At 65.5% G+C, this 22,279-nt stretch carries 18 protein-coding genes and 2 tRNA genes; 14 read left to right on the top strand and 6 right to left on the bottom strand.

All coding sequences use genetic code 11. The features are described from left to right. Window positions 1-245: 245 nt before the first annotated feature. From ACFU5M_RS11260 to ACFU5M_RS11250, 3 genes are all read left to right on the top strand, one after another. Entirely contained in the window at window positions 246-452 is a 207-nt protein-coding gene (locus tag ACFU5M_RS11260; protein ID WP_195100997.1) for a hypothetical protein, read from the top strand. Continuing rightward, window positions 449-2,755 carry an N-6 DNA methylase gene (locus ACFU5M_RS11255; protein ID WP_379047497.1) on the top strand — a complete coding sequence of 769 codons (2,307 nt, stop codon included), beginning with the start codon at window positions 449-451 and terminating at the stop codon, window positions 2,753-2,755. The genes ACFU5M_RS11260 and ACFU5M_RS11255 overlap by 4 nt, the downstream gene beginning before the upstream one ends. A 381-nt stretch (window positions 2,756-3,136) precedes the next feature. Next, window positions 3,137-4,342, top strand: coding sequence for a tyrosine-type recombinase/integrase (locus ACFU5M_RS11250; RefSeq protein ID WP_379047494.1), 1,206 nt, complete (start codon window positions 3,137-3,139; stop codon window positions 4,340-4,342). 525 nt (window positions 4,343-4,867) lie between these two features. Here the strand turns inward: ACFU5M_RS11250 and ACFU5M_RS11245 are convergent. From ACFU5M_RS11245 to ACFU5M_RS11235, 3 genes are all read right to left on the bottom strand, one after another. Then, window positions 4,868-5,698: a MerR family transcriptional regulator gene (locus ACFU5M_RS11245; protein ID WP_379047491.1), complete on the bottom strand. Its 831-nt coding sequence runs from the start codon at window positions 5,696-5,698 to the stop codon at window positions 4,868-4,870. Then, window positions 5,682-6,539 (bottom strand): alpha/beta fold hydrolase, encoded by an 858-nt coding sequence (locus ACFU5M_RS11240; RefSeq protein ID WP_379047487.1) that lies wholly within the window; start codon window positions 6,537-6,539, stop codon window positions 5,682-5,684. The genes ACFU5M_RS11245 and ACFU5M_RS11240 overlap by 17 nt, the downstream gene beginning before the upstream one ends. A gap of 158 nt (window positions 6,540-6,697) precedes the next feature. Further along, window positions 6,698-6,770, bottom strand: a tRNA-Ala gene (locus ACFU5M_RS11235). Between the two features lie 160 nt (window positions 6,771-6,930). On the opposite strand from ACFU5M_RS11235, the gene ACFU5M_RS11230 reads away from it, so the two are divergent. Continuing rightward, the gene (locus ACFU5M_RS11230) at window positions 6,931-9,132 is read left to right on the top strand and encodes an MMPL family transporter (RefSeq protein ID WP_379047485.1); all 2,202 of its coding nucleotides are present in this window, start codon (window positions 6,931-6,933) and stop codon (window positions 9,130-9,132) included. Window positions 9,133-9,156: 24 nt separating this feature from the next. Here the strand turns inward: ACFU5M_RS11230 and ACFU5M_RS11225 are convergent, their stop codons facing one another. Next, window positions 9,157-9,792 carry a TetR/AcrR family transcriptional regulator gene (locus tag ACFU5M_RS11225; protein WP_379047482.1) on the bottom strand — a complete coding sequence of 212 codons (636 nt, stop codon included), beginning with the start codon at window positions 9,790-9,792 and terminating at the stop codon, window positions 9,157-9,159. Between the two features lie 130 nt (window positions 9,793-9,922). Here ACFU5M_RS11225 and ACFU5M_RS11220 point away from each other — a divergent pair, with 130 nt between their 5' ends. The 4 genes from ACFU5M_RS11220 to ACFU5M_RS11205 all read left to right on the top strand — a co-directional run bounded on the left by ACFU5M_RS11220 (window position 9,923) and on the right by ACFU5M_RS11205 (window position 13,871). After that, window positions 9,923-11,056, top strand: coding sequence for a VOC family protein (locus ACFU5M_RS11220; RefSeq protein WP_379047539.1), 1,134 nt, complete (start codon window positions 9,923-9,925; stop codon window positions 11,054-11,056). Then, window positions 11,053-11,988, top strand: coding sequence for a fumarylacetoacetate hydrolase family protein (locus ACFU5M_RS11215; protein ID WP_379047479.1), 936 nt, complete (start codon window positions 11,053-11,055; stop codon window positions 11,986-11,988). Before ACFU5M_RS11220 ends, ACFU5M_RS11215 begins: the two co-directional genes overlap by 4 nt. A 122-nt stretch (window positions 11,989-12,110) precedes the next feature. Then, window positions 12,111-13,688 carry a bifunctional 3-(3-hydroxy-phenyl)propionate/3-hydroxycinnamic acid hydroxylase gene (locus ACFU5M_RS11210; RefSeq protein ID WP_379047476.1) on the top strand — a complete coding sequence of 526 codons (1,578 nt, stop codon included), beginning with the start codon at window positions 12,111-12,113 and terminating at the stop codon, window positions 13,686-13,688. 110 nt (window positions 13,689-13,798) lie between these two features. Then, a tRNA-Ala gene (locus ACFU5M_RS11205) sits at window positions 13,799-13,871 on the top strand. Window positions 13,872-14,042: 171 nt separating this feature from the next. Here ACFU5M_RS11205 and ACFU5M_RS11200 read toward each other — a convergent pair. Further along, a complete protein-coding gene (locus ACFU5M_RS11200) occupies window positions 14,043-14,522 on the bottom strand; it encodes a type VII secretion system-associated protein (protein ID WP_379047473.1) in 480 nt (159 codons plus the stop codon). 385 nt (window positions 14,523-14,907) lie between these two features. Here ACFU5M_RS11200 and ACFU5M_RS11195 point away from each other — a divergent pair, with 385 nt between their 5' ends. The 3 genes from ACFU5M_RS11195 (at window position 14,908) to ACFU5M_RS11185 (ending at window position 17,598) form a co-directional block, all read left to right on the top strand. Further along, window positions 14,908-15,633: a ParA family protein gene (locus ACFU5M_RS11195; RefSeq protein WP_379047470.1), complete on the top strand. Its 726-nt coding sequence runs from the start codon at window positions 14,908-14,910 to the stop codon at window positions 15,631-15,633. A 119-nt stretch (window positions 15,634-15,752) separates the two neighbouring features. Then, entirely contained in the window at window positions 15,753-16,424 is a 672-nt protein-coding gene (locus tag ACFU5M_RS11190; protein ID WP_379047467.1) for a hypothetical protein, read from the top strand. A gap of 685 nt (window positions 16,425-17,109) precedes the next feature. Beyond that, window positions 17,110-17,598 carry a C40 family peptidase gene (locus ACFU5M_RS11185; RefSeq protein WP_379047536.1) on the top strand — a complete coding sequence of 163 codons (489 nt, stop codon included), beginning with the start codon at window positions 17,110-17,112 and terminating at the stop codon, window positions 17,596-17,598. Between the two features lie 74 nt (window positions 17,599-17,672). On the opposite strand, the gene ACFU5M_RS11180 is transcribed toward ACFU5M_RS11185, so the two are convergent. Beyond that, the gene (locus tag ACFU5M_RS11180) at window positions 17,673-18,377 is read right to left on the bottom strand and encodes a YoaK family protein (RefSeq protein ID WP_379047464.1); all 705 of its coding nucleotides are present in this window, start codon (window positions 18,375-18,377) and stop codon (window positions 17,673-17,675) included. Window positions 18,378-18,677: 300 nt separating this feature from the next. On the opposite strand from ACFU5M_RS11180, the gene ACFU5M_RS11175 reads away from it, so the two are divergent. The 3 genes from ACFU5M_RS11175 to ACFU5M_RS11165 all read left to right on the top strand — a co-directional run bounded on the left by ACFU5M_RS11175 (window position 18,678) and on the right by ACFU5M_RS11165 (window position 22,278). Further along, the gene (locus ACFU5M_RS11175; RefSeq protein WP_379047461.1) at window positions 18,678-19,604 is read left to right on the top strand and encodes an acyl-CoA dehydrogenase family protein; all 927 of its coding nucleotides are present in this window, start codon (window positions 18,678-18,680) and stop codon (window positions 19,602-19,604) included. Between the two features lie 827 nt (window positions 19,605-20,431). Then, entirely contained in the window at window positions 20,432-21,433 is a 1,002-nt protein-coding gene (locus ACFU5M_RS11170) for an ATP-binding cassette domain-containing protein (RefSeq protein WP_379047458.1), read from the top strand. After that, complete coding sequence (locus ACFU5M_RS11165) at window positions 21,430-22,278, top strand: ABC transporter permease (RefSeq protein WP_379047455.1); 849 nt, start codon at window positions 21,430-21,432, stop codon at window positions 22,276-22,278. Before ACFU5M_RS11170 ends, ACFU5M_RS11165 begins: the two co-directional genes overlap by 4 nt. Window position 22,279: the final 1 nt, after the last annotated feature.

Below are 22,279 nucleotides of genomic sequence, written 5' to 3'. Positions count from 1 at the left end.
CCGGATGGCGCGGAATAGTTCCGCGCACTGCCGGTGCGCAGTTGCGTGTGTAGCAGCAGAGCGGTGTGTAGGTTCAGCTCAAGTGGCAGGAAAATGCAAGTTCACCTCGGGTTTGTCGCCCTGAGGGCATCGCAGATTCAGCTGTAACGGTCATCTCGGTTTAAACGGTCTGTCTAGAGGCGTGTCGACTAGTGAGGTTGAAGGCTCTAGTTTGGACGTCGATCCGAACCGAGAGGATAACGACGATGTTCGACATGCTGGCCGGCGGCAAGGCGGCGGTAACTTGTGTACTCGTGTGGTGGGCGTTGGTCACCAGTGTGGTGTTCCTGTTGGCGATTGGCGTCAACTTGTTCCACCCCGATCCGAAACGAAGGCGGGACGCTCACGGCCTTCTGGTATTCCTTCGAGACAGTGTTCGCAGCATGTTCCGTCGAGAGCGCGGCGAGCAGTGAACGATCCCATGTTCGCTACGTCGCTGATCAGCCGATCAGAACTCGCTGAACTCGCGGGAGTCAACAGCGCGACATTCAAGATCTGGGAGAACCGCCACACCGACTTTCCCGGCCCCGTAGCCACCGATGACCGTGGGCGTCAGTACTACGATCTCGCCCGCACGCTCGAGTGGTTGGACCGGCGTCGCATCCCGAGCGGCTTGCGTGACGGCGAGCATGAGGGTTTCACCTACGGGATGCGCGTGCGGCGGGAGCTGGCGGCACAGCAACGCCGTCGTCTGGCCGAGATCGAGGAGCCAGACGATTCCCCAAAGCTCGCCACCGTGGTGCGCGACCTCCTGGAGCTGCTGCGCAAATGGGGTCGGGGCAGGTCCTCATCGAACACCGATCGCATCACTGCGGCGATGTGCATGATCTTCCTGCGCGTCTGCGATCCGGAATCGTGGGAAGAACTCAAGAGACTGGCTCAGACGCCATCAACTCAACCCCAAGTGCTCACTCGACTCGGGCGGCATCTCGATGCCGCTGTCCGGCGATACGGGATCGCGGTGAACATGTCGCCCATCCTCGGCTCCCTACGTCCGCAGCCATCTGCCGAGGTGAAGCGGTTGTTCGAGATTATTCAGGTGCTCGGACCGCGAGCAGTCGCCTACCTGGTGCAGCGATACGACGCGGAGGCGGAACTCGGTAGCACGGAGTACTTCACGCCACCCGCTGTGGTCGACCTGATGGTCGGTGCTGTCGTTGACCCGACCGCCGACAGCGCCGTTCTCTACGATCCCCATATCCGCGGTGGAGAACTGCTGCGATCCGCAGCGGGCAGGTACCAGCCCGGATGCCTCATCACTGCCCATGGCAACGGCCCGAACCCCGATTTGCTGCGCCTCGCCGGATTGAGCCTGGCGACTGTCGGCACTGCCGCGACTCTGCGACCGGGCACCTCGGCACCATGGATCACCGATGACAGCGCAGTACATCTCGCCGACGTGGTCATCACCAATCCACCGTTCAACCTCAAGTCCGAGTACGGCGACGACAACATCTCCGTCGCATGGCCTTTCGGTGATCCACCCCCACACAACGACAACTACGCGTGGCTGCAGCACGCCATTTCCAAACTGCGGCCGACAGGTCGAGCGGCAGTGCTCATGCCCGCTAGAGCGGGTCTGTCGAGCAATCGCAGTGAGCGAGAGATCCGTCAGCGGATGGTGGAAGCCGGCGCTGTGCAAGCGATCATCGCGCTGCCGGACAGGCTGTTTCGCGGAACCGACCTCGCCGGGACGATCTGGGTGCTGCAACATCCGAAGGGCTCAGCGACGGCAGTAACGTTCATCGACGCTCGGTTGGCGGGAGTCGCGGCCAGTGGAGGCCGCAACCGACTGCCACAGGACGTGGTCGCCGCCGTCATCGAACAGCTCGACGCGGCAGATGCTCTGCCGCCGGGGCCGACTCGTATGTTGACTCCCAACTGCCATGCGATCGTGGTCACCCCCCGGGGGATTCGTGCCGCCGAGTATGCACTCGATCCATCCAGCTATCGTCAGTCGTCCGAGCGACAGCATCAAGGTGAACTGCTCCGGATGGCGAAGGAAGCGCGGACGGTAGCGCACACCTCGGCCGACGTTGTCGCGCGGGCCACAAAACGGATCGAGCGAATCGAACTGCGACCGTGGCTGCCGTCGGAATGGCAGGTTCGTCGGTTGGAGGATGTGTGTGACATCCAGCCGGGCCCTTCACCAAGCCACGTTCGGAAGGAGCACCGTACTGCGGAGGGAATCCCCATCATCCTCAACAAGCACCTCCGGGACCGACGTATCGTGCTCGATGAATTCGAGTGCCTAGGCCAAGACCAGATGCGTCAGCTGGAGCAGTTCATCTTGCACGTTGGCGACATCGTGGTGGTTCGAACCGGTGCGGTCGGCGACCCGGTCATCGTCACCCAAGAACACGCGGGCTCGCTACTCGGCCCGAACCTGATTCGGCTGAGAGTACGCGAAACGGATCTCGACCCGCATTACCTGTTGTCCTTCTTATCCCGCCCAGGAATCTTGCAGTGGATGCAAGGACGATCCAGCGGCAGCGTGGTCTACTCGATCACCGCTAAGGCGCTGGGGAAGTTGGAAATGACAATCCCGCCGATTGCCGAGCAACAAGCCACCGGATCAGCGCTCAGTGCCTACGACGAGCAGATTGCGGCGTATCACGACGCGCTCGAGGCGGCCAAGAAGGCCCGCGCTGCGGTAGCGGAGGGCCTCATCGCCGGCGAAATCGGGGTAAGGGAACAGCCCCGAGGCTCCGTATAACTTCCGTGAAAGGTGGACGCTCGAGGATTTCTTCCCGAGCCGAACGGCCGTGAGTGGATGTACACGAGGGCCAGGACGCGGACGGCGCGTTGCGGTGGCAGGCCGAAGCCCGATCCACTCGGCATCGATCTACCCCGCCCGCAACCGACCTCGAACAGCGGGATCTATGCTGTCGCGGAATCATCACGACTCCCATGGACTACTGCTGCACCCTGGGAGTTTCCCTCACTCGCACGCCGAACACGACCGCAACAAGCACGTTGTGGCTGCCGTGATCGTGGCGGTGGGTGACAGCGTGGATCCGACAGTGATGCCTTTCGATCGGACCGGAGGTAACGGATAGTGCGTACTGCTCGTCCTCGTCCGCGCAAGGACGGGACCGTGGCTTGGCAAGTGCTGTTCAGCGTCGAGGTCGGTGGACGTCGGCGCCAGTCGGCTGAGACGTTCGATGACTACGAGGAAGCGTCCCGGTGGGCGGCGCTGCTTGCCCGGGTCGGCGTCGAAGTTGCGCGGAAGGTCCTCGAAGCCCAGCGCGGTAGCCGTCCTGAACACATCACCTTGTCGCAGTGGCTGCGTCACTACACCGACCGGCTTACCGGGATTCAAGAAAATGTGCGCCGCAAGTACCACGGCTACATCCGCAACGACATCGACGAGTTCATGGGGCATCTGCCGATCGCGGCAATCACGCAGGACACCGATGCGGCGTGGGTGGTGTATCTGGAGCAGGACAAGGGCAACGCGCCGAAGACAATCCAAAACAAGCACGGATTCCTGTGTGCGGGGATGCGGGCGGCTGCCGAGCAGCGACCGCAACCGCTGATCCCGTTCAACCCGTGCACAGGCACTCGCCTGCCGCGTCATGATGCGCCGGAGATCGACATCTTCGACAACGATGAGTGGGAGTTGTTCGAGCAGTTGCTGGCGCCGCGGTGGCGCTCGCAGGCAGAGTTCGGGTTGGTGTCGATGGCGCGGCCCGGTGAAGTCGGGGCGTTGCTGGTGCGGGATGTCAATCGCAGGACCGGCGCGGTGCGGATCAACAAGGCGTGGAAAGACGCAGGCAGCAAACTGAAGCTGGGCAAACCGAAGAGCAAGCGGGGTGTGCGGACGGTGAACGTGCCGTTGGAGACCCTCGACCGACTGGACCTTACGCGTCCGGGCGAGGAGTTGCTGTTCCACACGGTGATCGGCACGCCCATCACCGCGGCCGTCTTCTACAAGGACGCGTGGCAACCAGCCCTGCGGCGCCTGGACGCGCTCGCGTGCGGCGACTTCTCACTGTTCACACGCAAGTCGCGCTGGCAGGGCGGTGACCCAGAGGAGTTGCTGGAGCGGTTCGCATCCACCGTCGACAGTCTGCGCGTGAAGCGGTTGACGCCCTACACACTGCGGCACACCGGCATATCGTGGAAGCTGCAGGACGGGGTGCCGATCTTCGTCGTGTCCCGTGACGCCGGACACGAATCGGTGACTACAACCGATCGCCGATACGGTCACAACGACCGCGCCGCAAGTGAGTCCGCGGCACAGGTGATCGCGGGCAGACTACCGCGAGTGCGATCAGAGATGCTCACGCTGACGGCGTGATTTGCAGCCCCCGCTGGTCTGGTTCACGGCTGGTGACGCCGTCACCAGCCCTCGCTCCCCAGTCGGCGAAATGGCTGGTGGCGCTGTCACCACAAATGTGTAAGGTTGGGTACCGAAACGTAACCAAACGTCCTGAGATGTACGTCAGAACCACTGGTGAGCTTGTGAGATAGGGTCTTGACCAGCAGTTTTCACGGGCATGAGGCCTAGGGTTCAAGTCCTCCTAGGCCCACCCATGAACCTGCAGGTCAGGACCGCATTCGATACTCCAGCAACACGTGTGGTGTCACAGCAGGGCTTTGACTCGTATCCGAGGCGTTTCCGCCCCCAGGAGATACCTCACAACCTCCCGGCGCCGCTTGGCTCGGCCGGCAGTTGACCCCCGCTACGCCAAGGCGATCAAAACTCTGTTACGCGAGCACCGCACCTCGCTGGGAAGTTGTCCACAACTGTGTGCACAGCACGGTTTGGCGTAAGCCCGTCGGGTCGCCTAGGTCCGGTTGCTGAGCAAGCGAGAATTCGACGTCACGACGGTGCGATGCGCTGACTGGCGACGGCCCGGGACCGCCGTGTTCCGGCCGCACTCCGTGTCTGGTCCACACGCTCGAGTTTGGTCCAGCCGGTCCAGCCTCGCTTCTTCAGTAGCTCGATGAGTCGACGGGCCGGCGGAGCGGTGTCGAACGCCAGTGTGTCCAGCAGTGCGGCCAACGGTGGCTCGATGTCGCCGCCGACGTAGTCATCGCCTTGCTCGTCGGCTATCCGCGTGATGTAGGCGGCCATCTTGTCGGCCAGTTCGACCAACTCGGGGTTGTCGCCGGCCCGGTCGAGAGCCTGACCGAGGGTGAGATAGAAGTCGATGAGCTGCGGGTCGGCGATCTGCTTCCGTTTGCGTGCCATCCACTCCGGGACCCGCTCGGGTGCGCGCGCAGCCAACGGGATCCAGCCGTCGCGTTCGAACTGGACGATCCGCTCGTCGACCCCGAGCGCCCGCAGCCGCTCGAGAAACTCGACGACTTCCGGTGGCAGCGCCAGCTTGTCCCCGGCGGCGAGGCGGGCGATCCGCTCGCGGTGCCGCTGTCGCTCCTGGATCTCCGCACACAGTCGCTTGTCGATGTCCGCAACCGCCGCGGCGAGCTCGTCGGCGTCGGCCTGTAGCAGCTCCCGCACCCGAGCCAGCGGGACCCCGGCCTCGGTGAGGGTCCGGATCTTGATCAGCTCGACCACGGTGCCTGCGTCGTACCTCCGATAGCCGGAATGGTCCCGCTCCGGCTCCGGCAGCAGGCCCTTGGCGTGATAATGTCGCACCGCCCGCACTGTCACCCCGGCGTAGGACGCCAGCTCACCGATGGTCAGCATCCGACCAGTCTCCTGGACCTGCGCAGTGGCCTGAGCCTGCTGGGCCTTGTGTGCACCGGATGATCTGGGCGATCTCCGAGGCGTGGGTGAACACCAGCCCGTGGTCGGCGTCGAGCCAGGACGTCGCGATGTGCGGCTGCTCGCGGACGAGCCGCTCTATGCCGGCACGCCAGTTGCGATTGAACTGCGGGGCAAGCCCTTCGTCGCGGTCGCCGGCCATCGAGCTCGACATGATCATGCTGATCGGGCGGTCGATCTTCCGGTACCGGCCGAGGATTCCGGACCGGACCACATCCAGTTCGAGATTCAGGTCGAGAATTTCCTGTGCGGTGAGCAGCACCTGACGCTCGGTGCCCTCGGCCGCCTTCTGCGCGGTAACTTGGTCCTCCCACATCGCGCGGAACTCGGGCAGGTCCGCCTCGGTGAGGAACGGTTCGGGCACCGGGTTCGCCCCATCGATCAGAACAACCTCGGCGACGGTGTCGGGACGCTCAGCGGCATAGTGCACGACCAGGTCCGCGCCGAGCGAGTAGCCCACGAGCACGGGCGCCGAAGGCAGGTCGAGGCGTCCCAGCTCCGCCATCACGGCACCGAGATCGCTGAGGAAAGCCTCGAAGGAGTACCGGTCGGCGGCCGAGGCGAGGCCATGGCCCCTGAGGTCGAAGGCCACCACGTCGTGGTCGCGCCGCAGCAGCTCGATCAGCTCGTGCAGATCGGCCTGTGTCGAACTCAGCCCAGGGCACAGGACCAGCGGTCGTCCCCGGCCGTTGCGAGACACCGGGATCGTGACACCGTCGTGGTGAATCGTGAAATACCGCATCGCATCGGGTTTCGTAGTCATGCCAACCATGCTGAGAGGTTGACCCTGCGTCAGGGTCAACCGCCGGGCGACCCACAACCAGATCCTCGAACAACCGACGGGAGCAATCAACCTGCGTCGGAATGATGGCAGAACACGACAAAGGCTCATGCTCGCAGTGAGCATGAGCCTTCGAGGAGTGGAGCCTAGGGGAATCGAACCCCTAACCCCTGCCTTGCAAAGGCAGTGCTCTGCCAATTGAGCTAAGGCCCCGCGGCTGGCACGGCGTACGTGTACAGACGCCTCGAAACGGTACCTTCTTCCCGCTGACATGGTCAAAACGGCAGGTTGTCGTGTATGGCCGCTAGGGTTGGTCGCAGCGTCACGATCCGGTTCTTCGATGTGTTGTCGGTTGCTCGATGAGAGGACCCGCATGTCTCGGTATCTGTTCGCCCTCGGCCGCACGGTCGCTCGTCTGCGTTGGTGGGTGGTGGCGGTATGGCTGGTGCTGCTCGCTTGCGCGATCGGGTTCGCCGCGGTGAGCGGTGGCAAGACCACCGACAACTTCACCATTCCGAATACCGAATCGCAGGACGCTGTTTCGCTGCTGAAGCAGCAGATGCCGGCCTATAGCGGCGCGCAGATGCAGGTGGTGTTCGCCACCCCCGGTTCGATCAAGGTCACGGATTCGCAGCCGAGCGCTGAGATCGAGCAGGTCATGGCTGGAATGCGCGGGCTGGCGCAGGTTGCCACGGTAGTCGATCCGTTCGAGGCGAAGACGATCTCACCCGATCAGCGGGTCGCTCTGGGCAGTGTGCAGTTCTCGGTGCCGGTGGGGGATGTCACCGAGGAGACATTGGACGGGGTCGACCACCTTGCCGTGCCCGCCCGCGCGGCGGGACTCGAGGTGGAGTTCTCCGGGGCGGTGTACCCGGGCTTCACCGCGGAGATACCCGAGACGCCCGAGATCCTCGGTATCGCCGCGGCTTTCGTCATTCTGCTGATCACGTTCGGGGCGGTGGTCGCCGCCGGGCTGCCTATCGTCACGGCGTTGATCGGCGTCGCGATCGGTCTGACCGGAATCCTCGGTGTGGCCGCGTTCGTCGACGTGCCCGCGGCGGCGACCTCCCTGGCTTTGATGCTGGGACTGTCGTGCGGAATCGACTACGCGCTGTTCATCCTGTCCCGGCATCGGCACAACATCGTGCTGGGGCTCGCCGCGGGGGAGTCGATTCCCCTGGCTGTCGGCACGGCGGGCAGTTCGGTCGTCTTCGCCGCGGTGACCGTGATCATCGCGCTGTGCGGGCTGGCGGTGGCCGGTATCCCGTTTCTGACGGTCATGGGTCTGACGGCGGCGGGCGCCGTGCTGGTGGCGATGCTGGTGGCCCTGACGTTGCTGCCCGCGCTGCTCGGGTTCGCCGGCGAGACTGTCGCCCGCTTCGTCTCGCCGCCGCTGCATCCCGGACGCCCCGAAGAGGTGGCGCGCATCGCGGCCTACGAGCCGGAGCGCACCGTGGGGCACAGCTGGGGCCGGTTCGTCACGCGCTACCGGTTGCCTTTGCTCGTGCTCGGTACAGGGGTGCTGATCGTCTTGGCGATCCCGGTCACGCGGATTCATCTGGGGTTGCCGAGCGGGGAGTCGCAGCCGGAATCGAGCACCGCGCACAAGGCCTACGAACTGGTCAGCCGCTCGTTCGGTCCGGGCTTCAACGGACCGTTGCTGATGGTGACCGATCTGTCCCGGGCCACCGCCCCGGATGCGGCGCGGACGTTGATGGACCGGTTACGCGCCGAACCCGACGTCGCCGCGGTTCAGCCCGCGGGCAGTGGTGACGGCCTGTTGCTCATCCAGGTCGTGCCGACGACCGGGCCGGACGACGAGGCGACCGCACAGCTGGTCACCCGGCTGCGCGACAACCGCGACCGCATCGAGGCGAACACGGGCGCCACCTTCCTGATCGGCGGAACGACCGCCGCGAACATCGACACCTCCAACCGGCTGGCCGAGGCGCTGCCGATCTTCCTCTTGGTCGTCGTCGGCTTGGCGCTGGTGCTGTTGACGATCGCCTTCCGCACCGTGCTGGTGCCTTTGTCATCGATCGCCGGTTTCATCTTGTCGGTCTTCGCGGCCCTGGGTGTTCAGGTCGCGGTGTTCCAGTGGGGATGGGGAGCGGGTTTCTTCGTCGTGACGCAGGCACAGACGCTGAGTTTTCTGCCGATCATCATCCTGGCGATCATCTTCGGGCTCTCCAGCGACTACCAGATCTTCGTCGTCTCCCGGATCAAAGAGGAGTACAGCCGCACCGGGGACGCGACCGGGTCGGTGCAGAACGGGGTCGCGCACTCGGCGCGGGTGGTGAGCGCGGCGGCGCTGATCATGTTCGCCGTCTTCGTGGCCTTCACCTGGGTCGACAATCCGGTGGTCAAGCCACTGGCCCTCACGCTGGCGATCGGCGTTCTCCTGGATGCCTTCGTCGTGCGGCTGACGCTGGTGCCCGCGGTCATGGCCCTGGTCGGCGAACGCATGTGGTACCACCCGCGTTGGTTCGGGCGTTACGTCCCGGATCTCGACATCGAGGGCACCGAACTGGACAAGGAGTGCACCGCGAGCGCCGTGCGGGCCACTGGCGGGTGATGCTCGCGAACGAGCGTTCCGGCGCTAGTCGAGGGACGGTAGCGGACGCGAGCAGATTTCGTGCGCCTCGTCGGTGGGGACGCCGAACATGCGCAGCAGGTCCTCGGTGACCTGATCGGTGGCGGACGCGTCGTCGCGGTCGGGGTGATCGTGCAGCAGCTGGCCGAGGCACAGGGCGGCTCCGGACACGATCGTCATGGCCAGCTCCGCGTCCCGTGCCTGGAACCGGCCCGCGCGAGCCGCGGCCTCGATATCGCGACGAGCGCGGGGCGCGAGTCCTTTCTCGGAGGCGGTGAGCGCCAGGCCGCTGTTGAGCAGCACCTTGCTCAGGGTGGGGAGTTTGCGGTGCATACGGCCGGTCAGCCGGAAACTCTGCGCGAAGACTTCGGCAGGGTCGTCCATGCCTTGGGTCAAGTCGTCGAGTACCGCGCCGTGCTGCTCCAGTGCCTCTTCCACCGCGGCCTGGAACAGATCCTCCCGGCTCTGGAAGTGGTTGTAGAACGACCCCATGCCCACATCCGCGGCCTGGGTGATCTCCAGGATCGGCGCGTTGAGCTTCCCGGTCGCGATGAACGACTGGGCCGCGGTCACGAGGGCGGCGCGGGTACGAGCCTTGCGGCGCTCCAGGCGGTTGGGCTCCACCTCGGTCCGATCGGTCATGCCCGGCTCCTCTCCCTGTCGGCGCCCGACCATGGTAGCGCCGCAATTCAGTGATGACGAATTCCTCAATAGTCTTGACTGAATATTGCGTCGTGTGTGACGATATCGTCAGTCTAGGAAGGGGTGGTCGCTGATGAACCGTCACGACCCGCATACCGGATTGCACAGCGAGAACGGCGCGGTAGCGGGCGAGCATCCGGGCCGCGCGCGCGATCCGATCGTCAAAGTGCACGATCTGGCCTGGCTGGAATTCGAGAAGCCGGACCTGGAGCGTGCCGAAGTGTTCGCGCAGGCTTTCGGTTTCGCCACCTCGTCGCGCACGGTGGACGAGCTGTACTTACGGGGTGCGGACTCGCGGGCGCCATGCGTATTGATCCGCCGAGGCGTGCGCTCGCGGTTCGCCGGCCCGGCCTTCCGTGCGGCGGATATCGCAGACCTGCTCCGGCTGGCCGATGCCACAGGCGGCACGGTGGTGCCCCTGCCCGAGACTCTGGGCGGATCGAGCGTCGAGCTGACCGATCCGAGCGGGCTGCGCGTGCGGGTAGTCGCCGACACCGACGAACTGCCCCTCCTGCCCGCGCAGCAGCCGCATACGTTCAACTTCGGGCACGAAGTGGCTCGGGTCAATCGGACGCAGCGGCCGGCCCGCGTGCCCGCGCGAGTTCAGCGGCTGGGGCATGTGGTGGTGCAGACCACCAGGTATCGCGAAACGCTCGATTGGTACCTGGGGCACTTGGGGCTGATCGTCAGTGACTTCCTCTACTACCCGGGGCAACGCGAGCGGGGGCCGGTGATGAGCTTCATCCGCTGTGATCGCGGCCGGACGCCCGCGGACCACCACACGCTGGCACTGGTGCTCGGCCCGGCGAACCGGTACGTGCACTCGGCCTATCAAGTCGCCGACCTGGACGCCATGGCCGCGGGCGGGGAGTACCTGCGAGATCACGGTTACCACCGGTCGTGGGGGATCGGCAGGCATATCCAGGGCAGTCAGATCTTCGACTACTGGCGCGACCCGGACGGGTTCCTCGTCGAGCATTTCAGCGACGGCGACATGTTCGACTGCACGGTGGAACCCGGCTGGGCGCCGTTCACCGCATCCGGGCTGGCGCAGTGGGGGCCGCCTGCCAGTAAAGACTTCCTCGGTCTCAAACCGGGCCGAAAAACCCTCCGCGAGCTGCGTGCGATGGTCGATGCGCTGCGCGAGGACAACGAATTCGATCTCCGTCGCCTGCGCGGCCTGTTGAAAGTAGCCGGTTCATGAGCATTTCCGTTCTGCGCACCGCCGACGCCTGGTGGGTGGTCACACCCGCGGGCGCGGCCAGGGTCGACACCAGGGCGACCACCACCGGGCAACTGCTTGCAGATCGGCAGGCGATCGTCGCGGCGTCCGCGAGCAGCGAGGTCGTGCCGGTCGAGAGCCTGGCGCCGGTCTCACCGGTGACCGCGCCGTGCCGGGTGGTCGCCCAGATGACGAACTTCGCCTCGCACGTCCGGGATTCCGGCGGTGATCCGGCGACGGTGCCGCTGACGTTCTTCCGCAAGGCATCGGGGTCGATCAGCGGCCCGCACGACGACGTCATCCGGCCCGCGCACGTGCGGTTGCTGGATTACGAGGTGGAGATCGGCCTGGTGTTCGGTCGCGAGATGCCGGTCGGATCGAAGATCACCAGCGACAACCTCGCCGATTACATCACCGGTCTGGTCGTCACCAACGACATCTCCGCCCGCGACGTCCAGTTGCCGAAAACCCAGTTCTACGAAGCGAAGTCGTATCCGACCTTCACGCCCGTCGGTCCCGTGCTGGTGCTGCTGGAAGGCGACGAGCTGAAACGGTTCACCGACCTGCGGCTGCGCTTGTGGGTCAACGGCGCGCTGCGCCAAGACATGACCGTCGCCGACATGATCTACCGGCCGTTGGAGACCTTGCGGGCCTTGACCGGTTTCCAGCGCATGGACGCCGGTGACCTGCTGCTCACCGGAACCCCCGTCGGCACGGCGATCAGCGCCCCGCCCAAGCCGGTCGAGATCATCGGCTCGCTGCTTCCGCCCGCGGTGAAGTGGAAGTTGTTCTTCAAAAGCCAAGCCAAGAACCCGAAGTACCTGCGCGACGGCGACGTCATCGAGGCCGCGATATCCACCGACGACGGCGCCATCGACCTCGGCCGCCAGCGCACCACGGTGCGGTACCGGTGACCGAGGACATCGGCGCCGTCGTCGTCCATATCCGCATCGGCGATGGGGTGCGCGAGTCCGCGCCGGCGATCGTGGGTGCCTCGTCGCTGTCGCAAATCTCGTGACGCTGCTGGGAGCTGCTGATGAACGTTCCGGTCGTGATCGTCGGCGCCGGACCCACCGGACTCACCGCGGCCCTACTGCTCGCCCGATACGGCGTCGAGTCGCTGGTCCTGGAACGGTGGGATGGCATCTACCCGCAACCGCGCGCGGTGCACTTGGACGGTGAAATCCGCAGGCTCGTGGCCCGGCTGGGCATCGAGGACGAATTCGACGCCATCTCCCGGCCCGCACTCGGCCTGCGCCTGCTCGACCGGGACCTGCGGGTGCTGGCCGAATTCCACCGCGATACGGCGGGCGGCCGCAACGGGTACCCGGACGCGAACATGTTCGACCAACCGGAGCTGGAGGCGATTCTGCGTGCCGCGGTGCGGCGCAGTACGGGAGTGACTCTCCGTGGCGATGCCGAAGTCACCGCGGTGACCCAGGAAAGTCGTGGTGCTCGGGTCCACTTCACCGACCGGACCACCGGCGCGAAGGAGTCGGTCGATGCGCGGTACGTACTGGGTTGCGACGGCGCGAACAGCCTGGTTCGCGCGTCCATCGGCGCGGAGATGCGTGAGCTGGACTTCGAGCAGCGTTGGCTGGTCGTCGACGTGGCCATCACGGCCGAACTGGGCGCGTGGGAGGGCGTACATCAAGTCTGTGATCCCGTCCGTGCCGCGACCTACATGCGCATCGGAACGACACGGTATCGATGGGAGTTCCGCCTGCGTCCCGGTGAGGCAGCGGCCGACTACGACGAGAACGGCCGGATTCACGAACTGATCCACCCCTGGACCGGCGACGTTCCGGTCGAGGATATCCAGTTGCTGCGGGTGGCCGAGTACACCTTCCGCGCCCAGCTCGCCGACCGCTGGCGGGCGGGCCGGGTCTTCCTGCTGGGCGACGCCGCCCATCTCACGCCGCCCTTCATCGGACAGGGCATGGGCGCCGGTCTGCGCGACGCGGCGAACCTCACCTGGAAGCTCGCGGGCGTGCTCGCAGGCGACCTGCCCGAGCACGTGCTGGACTCCTATCAGATCGAACGAAAGCCGCACGTGCGGAACATGATTCGAATGGCAAAGCTTACCGGAGTGGCGATGACCGAGGGCGGTGAACTGGGCGCTCTGCTGCGTCGTCTGCTCGCTCCGCGCCTGCGCCGTCTGCCCGGTTTCCACGCACTGGTCACCAGCGGCGAGACACCGCCGCTGCACCGGTCCGAGCTGGTCGCGCGGCCGCGCCTGGGTGGCGGCCGGGCGGGTCGTCTGGTGCCGAATGCGATCCTGGAGGACGGCCGTCGCTACGACGACGTCGTCGGGGACCGGTATGCGATCGTCACCACGATCCAGCCGACCTGCGCGGAGCAAACTCGGATCCGCGAACGCGGCGGAGTGCTGGTGACGGCGGGCCGGGGGAGCGAACTGCGGAGGTGGCTGCGGCGGGGTGGAGCGCGTGCGGCTCTGGTCCGTCCTGATGGCACCGTGCAGCGCTGCGCCCGGGAATTGCCGGGACTCTGCGCAGCCATGCCTCGATTCGGTCCACGCGCTCACGAGGATCGCGCCGGCGGCTCGAGCCCTTCTGGGCCCGCTTCCGGCAGCGCAGTAGGGTGGAAACCATGAAAACTCTCCTCACCGCCGGGGTCGTGGTTCTGGTTCTTCTCGGCATCTCCAAGCTGCGCCGGCGCAACGACGCGGACATGTGGCACGAGGTGACCACCCGCTGACCCCTGGGGGCCTTAGCTCAATTGGCAGAGCACTGCCTTTGCAAGGCAGGGGTTAGGGGTTCGATTCCCCTAGGCTCCACTGACACGCAGTTCGAAGCTCATTCCGGAGCTTCGGTAGCCGAAGAGCCAGTCGCCGGGCCCCGGGGTGCCCGATGAACTTCCCATAGTGAGTCGGCCGCGTCTCCGGCCGAAGTATCCACCTCGACGCCGACGCTGGAGACCTTCTCGCGCGAGCGCCAGGTCTGGGTCATCACATCTCCGGTCGCGGCGTATACGTCACGATCGATGTTCGTCCGGTTGTGCAGGTGTCCCGACATCTCTGCCGCCGCGGAACCGCCGGGTCGAGCCGGGCTATCGGCCACCAGCGGTCGGACCCCACGTCCACCTTCTGCGCTTCCGCGGTGGCCACGAGCACACACGGGACGCCGTCCGGAGCGGTGTCCACAATCGGTTGGTCCTGCTCATCACACGCGATCTCGACCACCGAGTCGCGGATCGGAGCCAGCAGTTCGTCGCCGACCGGCTTGCCCGCGGCCACCGAGCGCAGCAACGCATCCGTGGGGTCGGTCGGTGTCTCGTCGTCCCCGGGAAGGTATTCCGGATTCGGCTGGAACGGCCCTGCTTCGCCACCCTCGACCATGATCCAGCCGCCGACAACGGCTTCCGTGGGAGGTTTTGACCAGGGGGTGGCCGGCTTCCACCCGGGGATCGAGTAACAACAGCCAGTCATCGCGCCGGATCTTCACCGGTTGCGGCTCCATCACAAACCCGCCTTCTCGACACGGTCCCTCATCGAACCGCGAGAGTCTTCGCGGTAATCATGGGTCCGGCACAGTCCGAGCAAACCTCCAAACATTCCCAAAGAAGGAAGTCTGGTCGGGAGCGGCGAGGGCCGTCATCGTGATGCGGGAGGTACGCAGGGTGTGAGGATCGGGCCGACGCTTCGGCGGAATGACGGGATTTCTCTGTTGCTTCGCCGGCGTTTTTGTGTCCAATTGGACACAGAGCAGCGGCGGCACAGCTGCAACAAGGCGTCGCAATCAGACGGTATTCGGCGGTACTGTGCCAGACTGGCCCGGCACAGTAATGCACTCCTCACCCTCGGAGGACCGTCTATGACGAATTCTGTTGCGCCACTCGAATTGCCCGAGCCCCTGGTGATCACGCTGGGGAATCTCAAGGGCGGTGTCGGCAAAACGACATCAGCGTTCTTCTTGGCGAGCTACTTCGCTTCGGTTCACGAACTGCGGGTGCTGGTGATCGACGCCGACCCGCTCAGCCAGACCGGATATTCTTGGCACCGACGGCTGGTCAAAGGGGGTATCGATGTGCCGTTCGACCTGGTGGCGTTCCCCTCTCGGCACGTGAACGACTGCATCACCGACAACGCCGCCGATTTCGACGTCATCATCGTGGATGCCGGGGGTGAGTCGGCCGAGATCTTCAAGGCCGCTATACCCGAGAGTGATGAACTCTTGCTGTTGACGAGTGTCAGCCCGTCCGAAGTCAAACGAGTGCCGAGCACGTTCAAAGCCGCCGAGGAGGCAGCCGCCGACAGCAACCGGGAAATACGGGTACGGGTATTGATGACCAAAGTGCCGGTGATCATGAAGAAAGGCATGAACGTCTCGACCGAATACCGGGCGCAGCGCGGTTACCTGGAGAGCGCGGGCTACGACGTATTCGGTTCCTACTTGAGCGCGTGGAAGTGGTATCGGGAAGCGGCCGACGGGGAGGTGGGGGAAGGCGCCGAGAACCCGATCGAGGATCTGGGCGAATACCGGCAGGTGGGTGACGAGCTGGTGAGCGCGTATCGGGCACTGCTGGAGGTGCCGGCCTGATGCCTCCACAACGCAGGAAAGGTTCGATCGGCGGTGCCAATCCGCTCTCCGACACCGCGGAGCACACGCCGCCCGTCTCGCCGCTGCGAGATGCCGAGTGGCGGCGGCCGAAGCCGGCCGTGAGTCCGAATGTCTTGACCATGCCGGTGCCCGACGCGGGCGACGGCCCGCTCAGCGATCGGGAGCGGGCGCAGTTGACGGTGTGCGAATCGTCGATCGACACGCTGCGCATCGCGTTCTGGGCGGCCGGGCGGGCCCTGCAGATCGTGCGCGACGGCCGGCTGTACCGGGACGGACACGAGACCTTCGACGAGTATGTGGAACAGCGGTGGGATATGCAGCGGTCCTACGCCCACAAGCTCATTCGCGCGTGGCCGCTCGCCGCGCGGCTGTATCCGATCGCGCCGGCGATCAACGAGGGTCAGGTGCGTGAACTGCTGCCGGTGGCGGCCGAATACGGCGAAGACGCGGCGGTCACCGTGTACACCACCGTGGCGGCGGGCGCGGAGGTGAAGGTCACCGCCGGAAAGCTCCGGCAAGCGGTGGCTCTCCTACCCGAACGCTATGACGAGGAAGTGGTGATCGAGCGCCTCCAGGCGTGGCTGCGCGGTGAACTGCCGGGCAACGAGAACGACCGTGCGGCCGACATCTTCACCGCCATGGAATCCCGGCTCGCGGCGCTGACCAAACGCGTCGTCAGAGGATCCAGCGACGACCCGCGTGCGGCCCGCGAATTCGCGGCCAAGCTCCGGACGATCGCCAGGCAGATCGAGGAACAGATCACCGCGTGAACCACGAATGAAAAGCGCCCCGCAGCGGAACCGTTCCCTGCGGGGCGCATTGTGTCTGGCAAACGCATTCCGCAGTCGTGGAATTCATATTGCAGAACGACACAGCGAAACGAGTTATTATTTTGTTACGAAAATAAAGGCGCGTTGTGCTTTACATGATGCGATGTATGCCGAAAGGTGAACGCTCGGATCGGATCCGCTGGACTGACGAATCACCGTGATGGTTTTCGAATCAATTCGAAGTCTTCGGTATCGTACCGCGCGCCGTGAACCGCGGCGTCGTACGGCCCACCGAAGGCAGGCGATATGAGCATCGGAGGACCGCATCATGGCATCATCGACCGACGTCCGATATATCCGCTACCTGCGACGTGCTGTTTTCTGGGCACTCACCGCAGGAGCGGCCGCCCTGCTGGGTATGTTGTTCAACGCCGCGGAGGCATCGGCTCAGCCGGTAACCATTCCCGGCGTAGGAACATTCGAGGTTTCCGACGGAATACCGCTTCCCGACGCGCCGGAGAAGTTGTTCCGGACCAACGCCATCCTTCCGGTCACGGAAGGTCGGGTATCGGCCGAAATCCTGGAGATCGGGGCCGGCGCCGCTACTCCCGTCTCGCACATCGAGATCGCGCCGGCCACGCTCGGCCCGGCGGTCGAGTTCCCGATCTCGGTCGTCGTCCCGGCGATCGAACTGCCGGTGCCCACCATCGTTCCGGCGATCGAGATTCCGCTGCTCGGCGCACTCCCGGCGATCGAACTCCCGTTCCTCGCCGAGTTCCCGGACATCATGCCGAGGGCGCCCACCCCGCCCGCGGCGGTGATACCGCAGAAGAGCGCCGGAGAGACGGCAGTCGACGCGGCACGAACCAAACTCGGCTCCGATTACAGCTATGGCGCGGTCGGCCCCGATTCTTTCGATTGCTCCGGCTTGGTGCAGTGGTCCTACGAGCAGGCAGGCGTGGAGTTGCCGCGCACCAGCTACGACCAGCTCGCCACCGGAACCCCGGTACCGCTCGATGATCTGCAACCGGGCGACGTGGTGTCGTTCTACGGCGGAAGCCATTCCGCCCTCTACGCCGGTGACGGCAAAGTCATCCACGCATCGACCTACGGCACAGGGGTGACCACTTCCCCCCTCTCCTCGATGCCGGTGTCCGGCGCCCGCCGATTCTGACTTCCTCTGGTGAATCCGCACCGGCAGTTCCCGCGCCGAAGAGACTGCCGAGCGAACACCGGCAGATCCCCGGCTCAGTCCGTGAGGGGTCCGTGCCGGTCGAGGTGCAGATAGGTGAATCCGGTGACGAGCAGGCACACCACGGTCGCGGTGATCAACATGGCCCAGCCAGCGACGAGCAGGCTCAGCAATCCGCCGAGCAGAGCGCCCAGCGCGAATCCGGTGTAGAGCAGAAAGTATCCCAGCCAGTCGGCGTAATCACCGCCGCTGAGATGACGCTCGATACCCTGCCCCATCTTGACCAGCGTCCCGGTGACGTAGCTGAGCGGCACCGACACCTCGCCGTTCTGCACGAACGATGTGTTGAGCGCCCCGACGCCGAAGGCGACGAACATGATCGGCAGCAGCCCGATCGGCTCGGTGGCCGTCTGGTACTCCATGATGTCGATGGCCGAAGCGAGCGCCAGACAGACTGTGGTGAGCAGGGTGGGTCCGTGCGGATGCCCGGACCAGTAGCGTCTGCGGCACCACGACGCCACCACGACACCGGCGAGGAACGATGTCAGCAATCCGGTGGCCGCCACCGCCATGTCCGGCTCGTCGTGGAAGTATCCGAGCACGGCCCGTTCGGTATTGCCCGTCATGAAGGTGACGAAGTAACCGGCCGTATGCGTGAATGCCGCCGCACCGATCAGCCCGGCGAGCGCGGCCAGTACCCAGGACAATCTGGCCTCGGAGTCGAATACTGCCTTTCTCCGACTTTCTTCCAGTTCCGGCACAGGTCGAACTCCTTCCGGTACGGCACGACACCCCAGTGAAGCAGGCTCGTCATCGGATTTCGCCGACGCAGCGCCGGTAGTTGCCGATCGATGGCCGATGTCCTGCGACAGCAGGGTGTTCCCGCGCGGTCGTCGTTCACCACCGGCATCGAGCTCCCGGTCGACGGTGGCTCGGGACGGCTGGGGTGCGGCATCGCCGCATGACGCGGAAGGGCATGGATCAGCGCGGCCCCTTGGCAGGGTCTGCCTCCGGCGGACCGAGCAGGCCCCGGGATGTCGCTGCTCGGTTACCGTGCTGATGTGGATACTCTGCTCGACTTCCTGCTGACCGAGCCGGTGGCGACGGCGCAGCTCGACGATGTCGCCGCGGCGTGGACGCGACATCGCGTCGCCGCGAATCGATTCGACCAGCCGGTGGAGGTCGCGATCGCGGGTGGCTTCGGCGCCGACCGGCTCGGGTTCGCCTTTCTGTCCGGTTATCAGGAGGCATTGCGGACGCTGATTCCGGATTTGCCGGACGACGAGTTGGTCGCGATGTGCGCGACCGAGGAGGGCGGCGGTCACCCCGCCGCGATCCACACCACGCTCACCGAACGGGACGGGGTCTGGCTGGTCGACGGTACGAAGTCGTTCGCGACCATGGGCTCGTTCGCCCGACAGCTGGTGGTGATCGCCACGGTCGGCGCGGCGCCCGACGGACGAAATCGACTGCGCGCCTGCATGGTCGAGGCCGGCGCGACCGGCGTGCGTCTCGCCGATCGTCCTGCGCTCCCGTTCGCGCCCGAGATTCCGCACGCCTCGGTGGTGCTGACCGATGTGCCAGCGCTGGTGCTGCCGGGCGACGGGTATCTGGACTACCTCAGGCCGTTCCGGACGATCGAAGACATCCATGTGCTGGCCGCCACGCTGGGCTGGCTGGTGCGAGTGGCCAGGGCGTCGGATTGGCCGCGGGCGAGTCGGCAACGGTTGCTGGCCGTGGTGGCCGCGGTGCGCGGCCTGGACATCGATGCGCCGAGTTCCGCGGGCGTGCACGTCACTCTCGGCGGTGTCTTCGATTTGTTCGGTGATCTGCTGGCCGAACTCGAGCCGCTGTGGCAATCCGCAGACCCGGTGACGCGACAGAGGTGGGAGCGAGACCTGCCGCTGCTGGCCACCGCCGGGCGGGTGCGCGAGCAACGGCTCACCGCCGCGTGGCGGGCCATAGAACCGGACGACCAGTCGGAATAGTGCTCGACCTGGCTTGAAATGGGGAGCGGGCCTCGGCGAAGGGGGGGAGTTAGCCGAGGCCCGCGTAGGGTCGGCCCGGGGGGGAGGGGCCGACGTGAACGATGCTACTCGATGACGGGCCATTGTGTGTGCGGGGGGACGGCCGCGTTCCAAGTTTTTTCGGGCAGGCTCACCTTCTCGGACGACCCGCGGCGGCGGTAACCGCTTGCCCGGCCGACCCCCTCGCTCCCGGTCGGTGGCTTGTTGTTTGCCAAATGCCTTGGCGAGCAACTTATTCCGCGCGACTTCGCGGGTTTGACCTGCTACGGCGCCGATCGACGCAGAACATGCCGACCAGTCGCCGCGCCACGAATTCGGAGAAAAAGTCCGGGCGTGTCGACCCGTCGGGTGTGGCGGCGGGAGGCCGTGCGTGACGCCCGAATCTGTCGTACCCCGATGCGAACATGTGTTCGTGTTCACCGACTCCGTGGTCCCTCCGAAGGGCACCCGCTCCTCGTTACGGCTCGCGCTCGAACTTCCTCCGTTCGAGTACGGTGCCTCCCCGATTCGAGTAGTCCGCTACGCGCGCTTCGATGCCGGGACACGCGCGACCATCGAACCGGTCGCATTCCGATCCGGTACCCCCGAGCACCGACTGGATCGGAATGCGGCCTTCTGCTGTGGCCCGAGCCGTCCGGTCGAGGCCGCCCACCCGAAACAAATCGGATGAAATTGTCGGTGGGCGGGACAATACTGACTCGGGTATCGGCCGGTCACCCGATTCCGCGAGTCGTTGGGCGCCTGGCGTCGCACTACAGCACATCGAACTCATCAACCCCAGGAGAATCATGCCCGACGCAATAGTCGCCGAGGGTCTGGTCAAACGATACGGCCAGCTGGTGGCCCTCGACGGCCTAGACCTGAGGGTCCCGGAAGGGACCGTCACCGCACTGCTCGGACCCAACGGCGCAGGTAAGACCACCACCGTCCGGGTGTTCACCACCCTGCTGGTGCCGGATGCCGGACGCGCGACCGTCGCGGGAATCGATGTGCTGCGCGAACCGCAGGCGCTGCGTTCCCGCATCGGAGCGTCGGGGCAATACGCCGCGGTCGACGAATACCTCACCGGTTTCGAGAATTTGGAAATGGTAGGACGTCTTTATCATATGGGCGTCCAGCGGAGTAAGGAACGCGCGCGCGAATTGCTCGAACGATTCCGGCTCACCGATGCCGCGGACCGGCCGGTCAAGGGTTACTCCGGCGGTATGCGCCGTCGCCTCGACCTGGCGGGCGCGCTGGTCGCGAATCCGCCCGTACTGTTTCTCGACGAGCCGACCACCGGGCTGGATCCCCGTGCGCGCCTCGACCTCTGGGATGTCATCGAGGAACTGGTCGCGGGCGGGACCACGTTGCTGCTCACCACGCAGTACATGGAAGAGGCGGATCGGCTCGCCGATTCCATCGCGGTGATCGACCACGGCAAGGTGATCGCCAAGGGCACCGCGGACGAACTCAAGACCATGGTCGGCGGCGACCGGATCGAGTTGACCGTCGACCGCGTGGACAATCTCGCGACGGCCGAGACGGCGCTGAAAAGTCTGGCAGACGGCGAGATTCACCTCGAACCGGGATTGCGCCGGATCACCGTCCCGGTCGCCGACGGATCGCAGGCTCTGGTGGAGGCGGTCGGTCGGCTGGCCGAGCACAACGTGCAGATCCACGATGTCGGTCTGCGCCGCCCGTCCCTGGACGACGTCTTCCTCACGCTCACCGGCCACGAAGCGGAGACGAGCGCCGACGGCGACGCGGCGAACGCCGAATCGAAAGCTACGGAAGGAACGATCCGATGACCGCGACGGCCCCGGCCCTGGTACGGCCCTCGCTGGGCGAGCGACTGTCCATCGTGGTCAGCGACAGCGTGACCATCGCGAAACGCAATGTCATCAAGATCAAGCGGGTACCCGACGTCCTGATCTTCTCCACGCTCTCGCCGATCATGTTCGTGCTGCTGTTCGCCTACGTCTTCGGCGCGGCCATCGACGTACCGGGTCTGTCCGGCGGTTACCGCGAGTTCCTCATCGCGGGCATCTTCGCGCAGACCGTGGTGTTCGGCGCGACCTTCACCGGTGCGGGGCTGGCCGAGGACATGCAGAAGGGCATCATCGACCGCTTCCGCTCACTGCCGATGGCTTCATCGGCGGTGCTGGTCGGCCGCACGATCAGCGATGTGGTGATCAACGTGGTCAGCCTGACGGTCATGTCGCTGACCGGCCTGGTCGTCGGCTGGCGGATCCGCGGTTCGTTCCTGGACGCGGTGCTCGCCTACATCCTGCTGCTGCTTTTCGCCTATGCCGTGTCCTGGATCATGGCCGTGGTGGGCCTGCTGGTGCGGGCGCCGGAGGTGTTCAACAACGCCAGCTTCATGGTGATCTTCCCGCTCACGTTCATCGCCAACACTTTCGTCCCGAGCGACAAACTGCCCACCGTGCTGCGGGTGATCGCGGAATGGAACCCGGTGTCCGCGCTGACCCAGGCGACCCGTGATCTGTTCGGCAACACCAGCCCGATCGCACCGACGTCGGACTCCTGGCCGTTGCGACACCCGGTGATCACCTCCCTGGTGTGGGTGGTGGTCATCATGGTGGTCTTCGTGCCGCTGGCCCTGCGTCAGTACAAGAAGACGGTCAGTCGCTGAC

The sequence above is a fragment of the Nocardia sp. NPDC057455 genome, from assembly GCF_042802775.1.
Classification (GTDB): Bacteria; Actinomycetota; Actinomycetes; order Mycobacteriales; family Mycobacteriaceae; genus Nocardia.
Note: the sequence above shows the minus strand (reverse complement) of the source record. Positions and strands in the feature narration are given on the sequence as shown.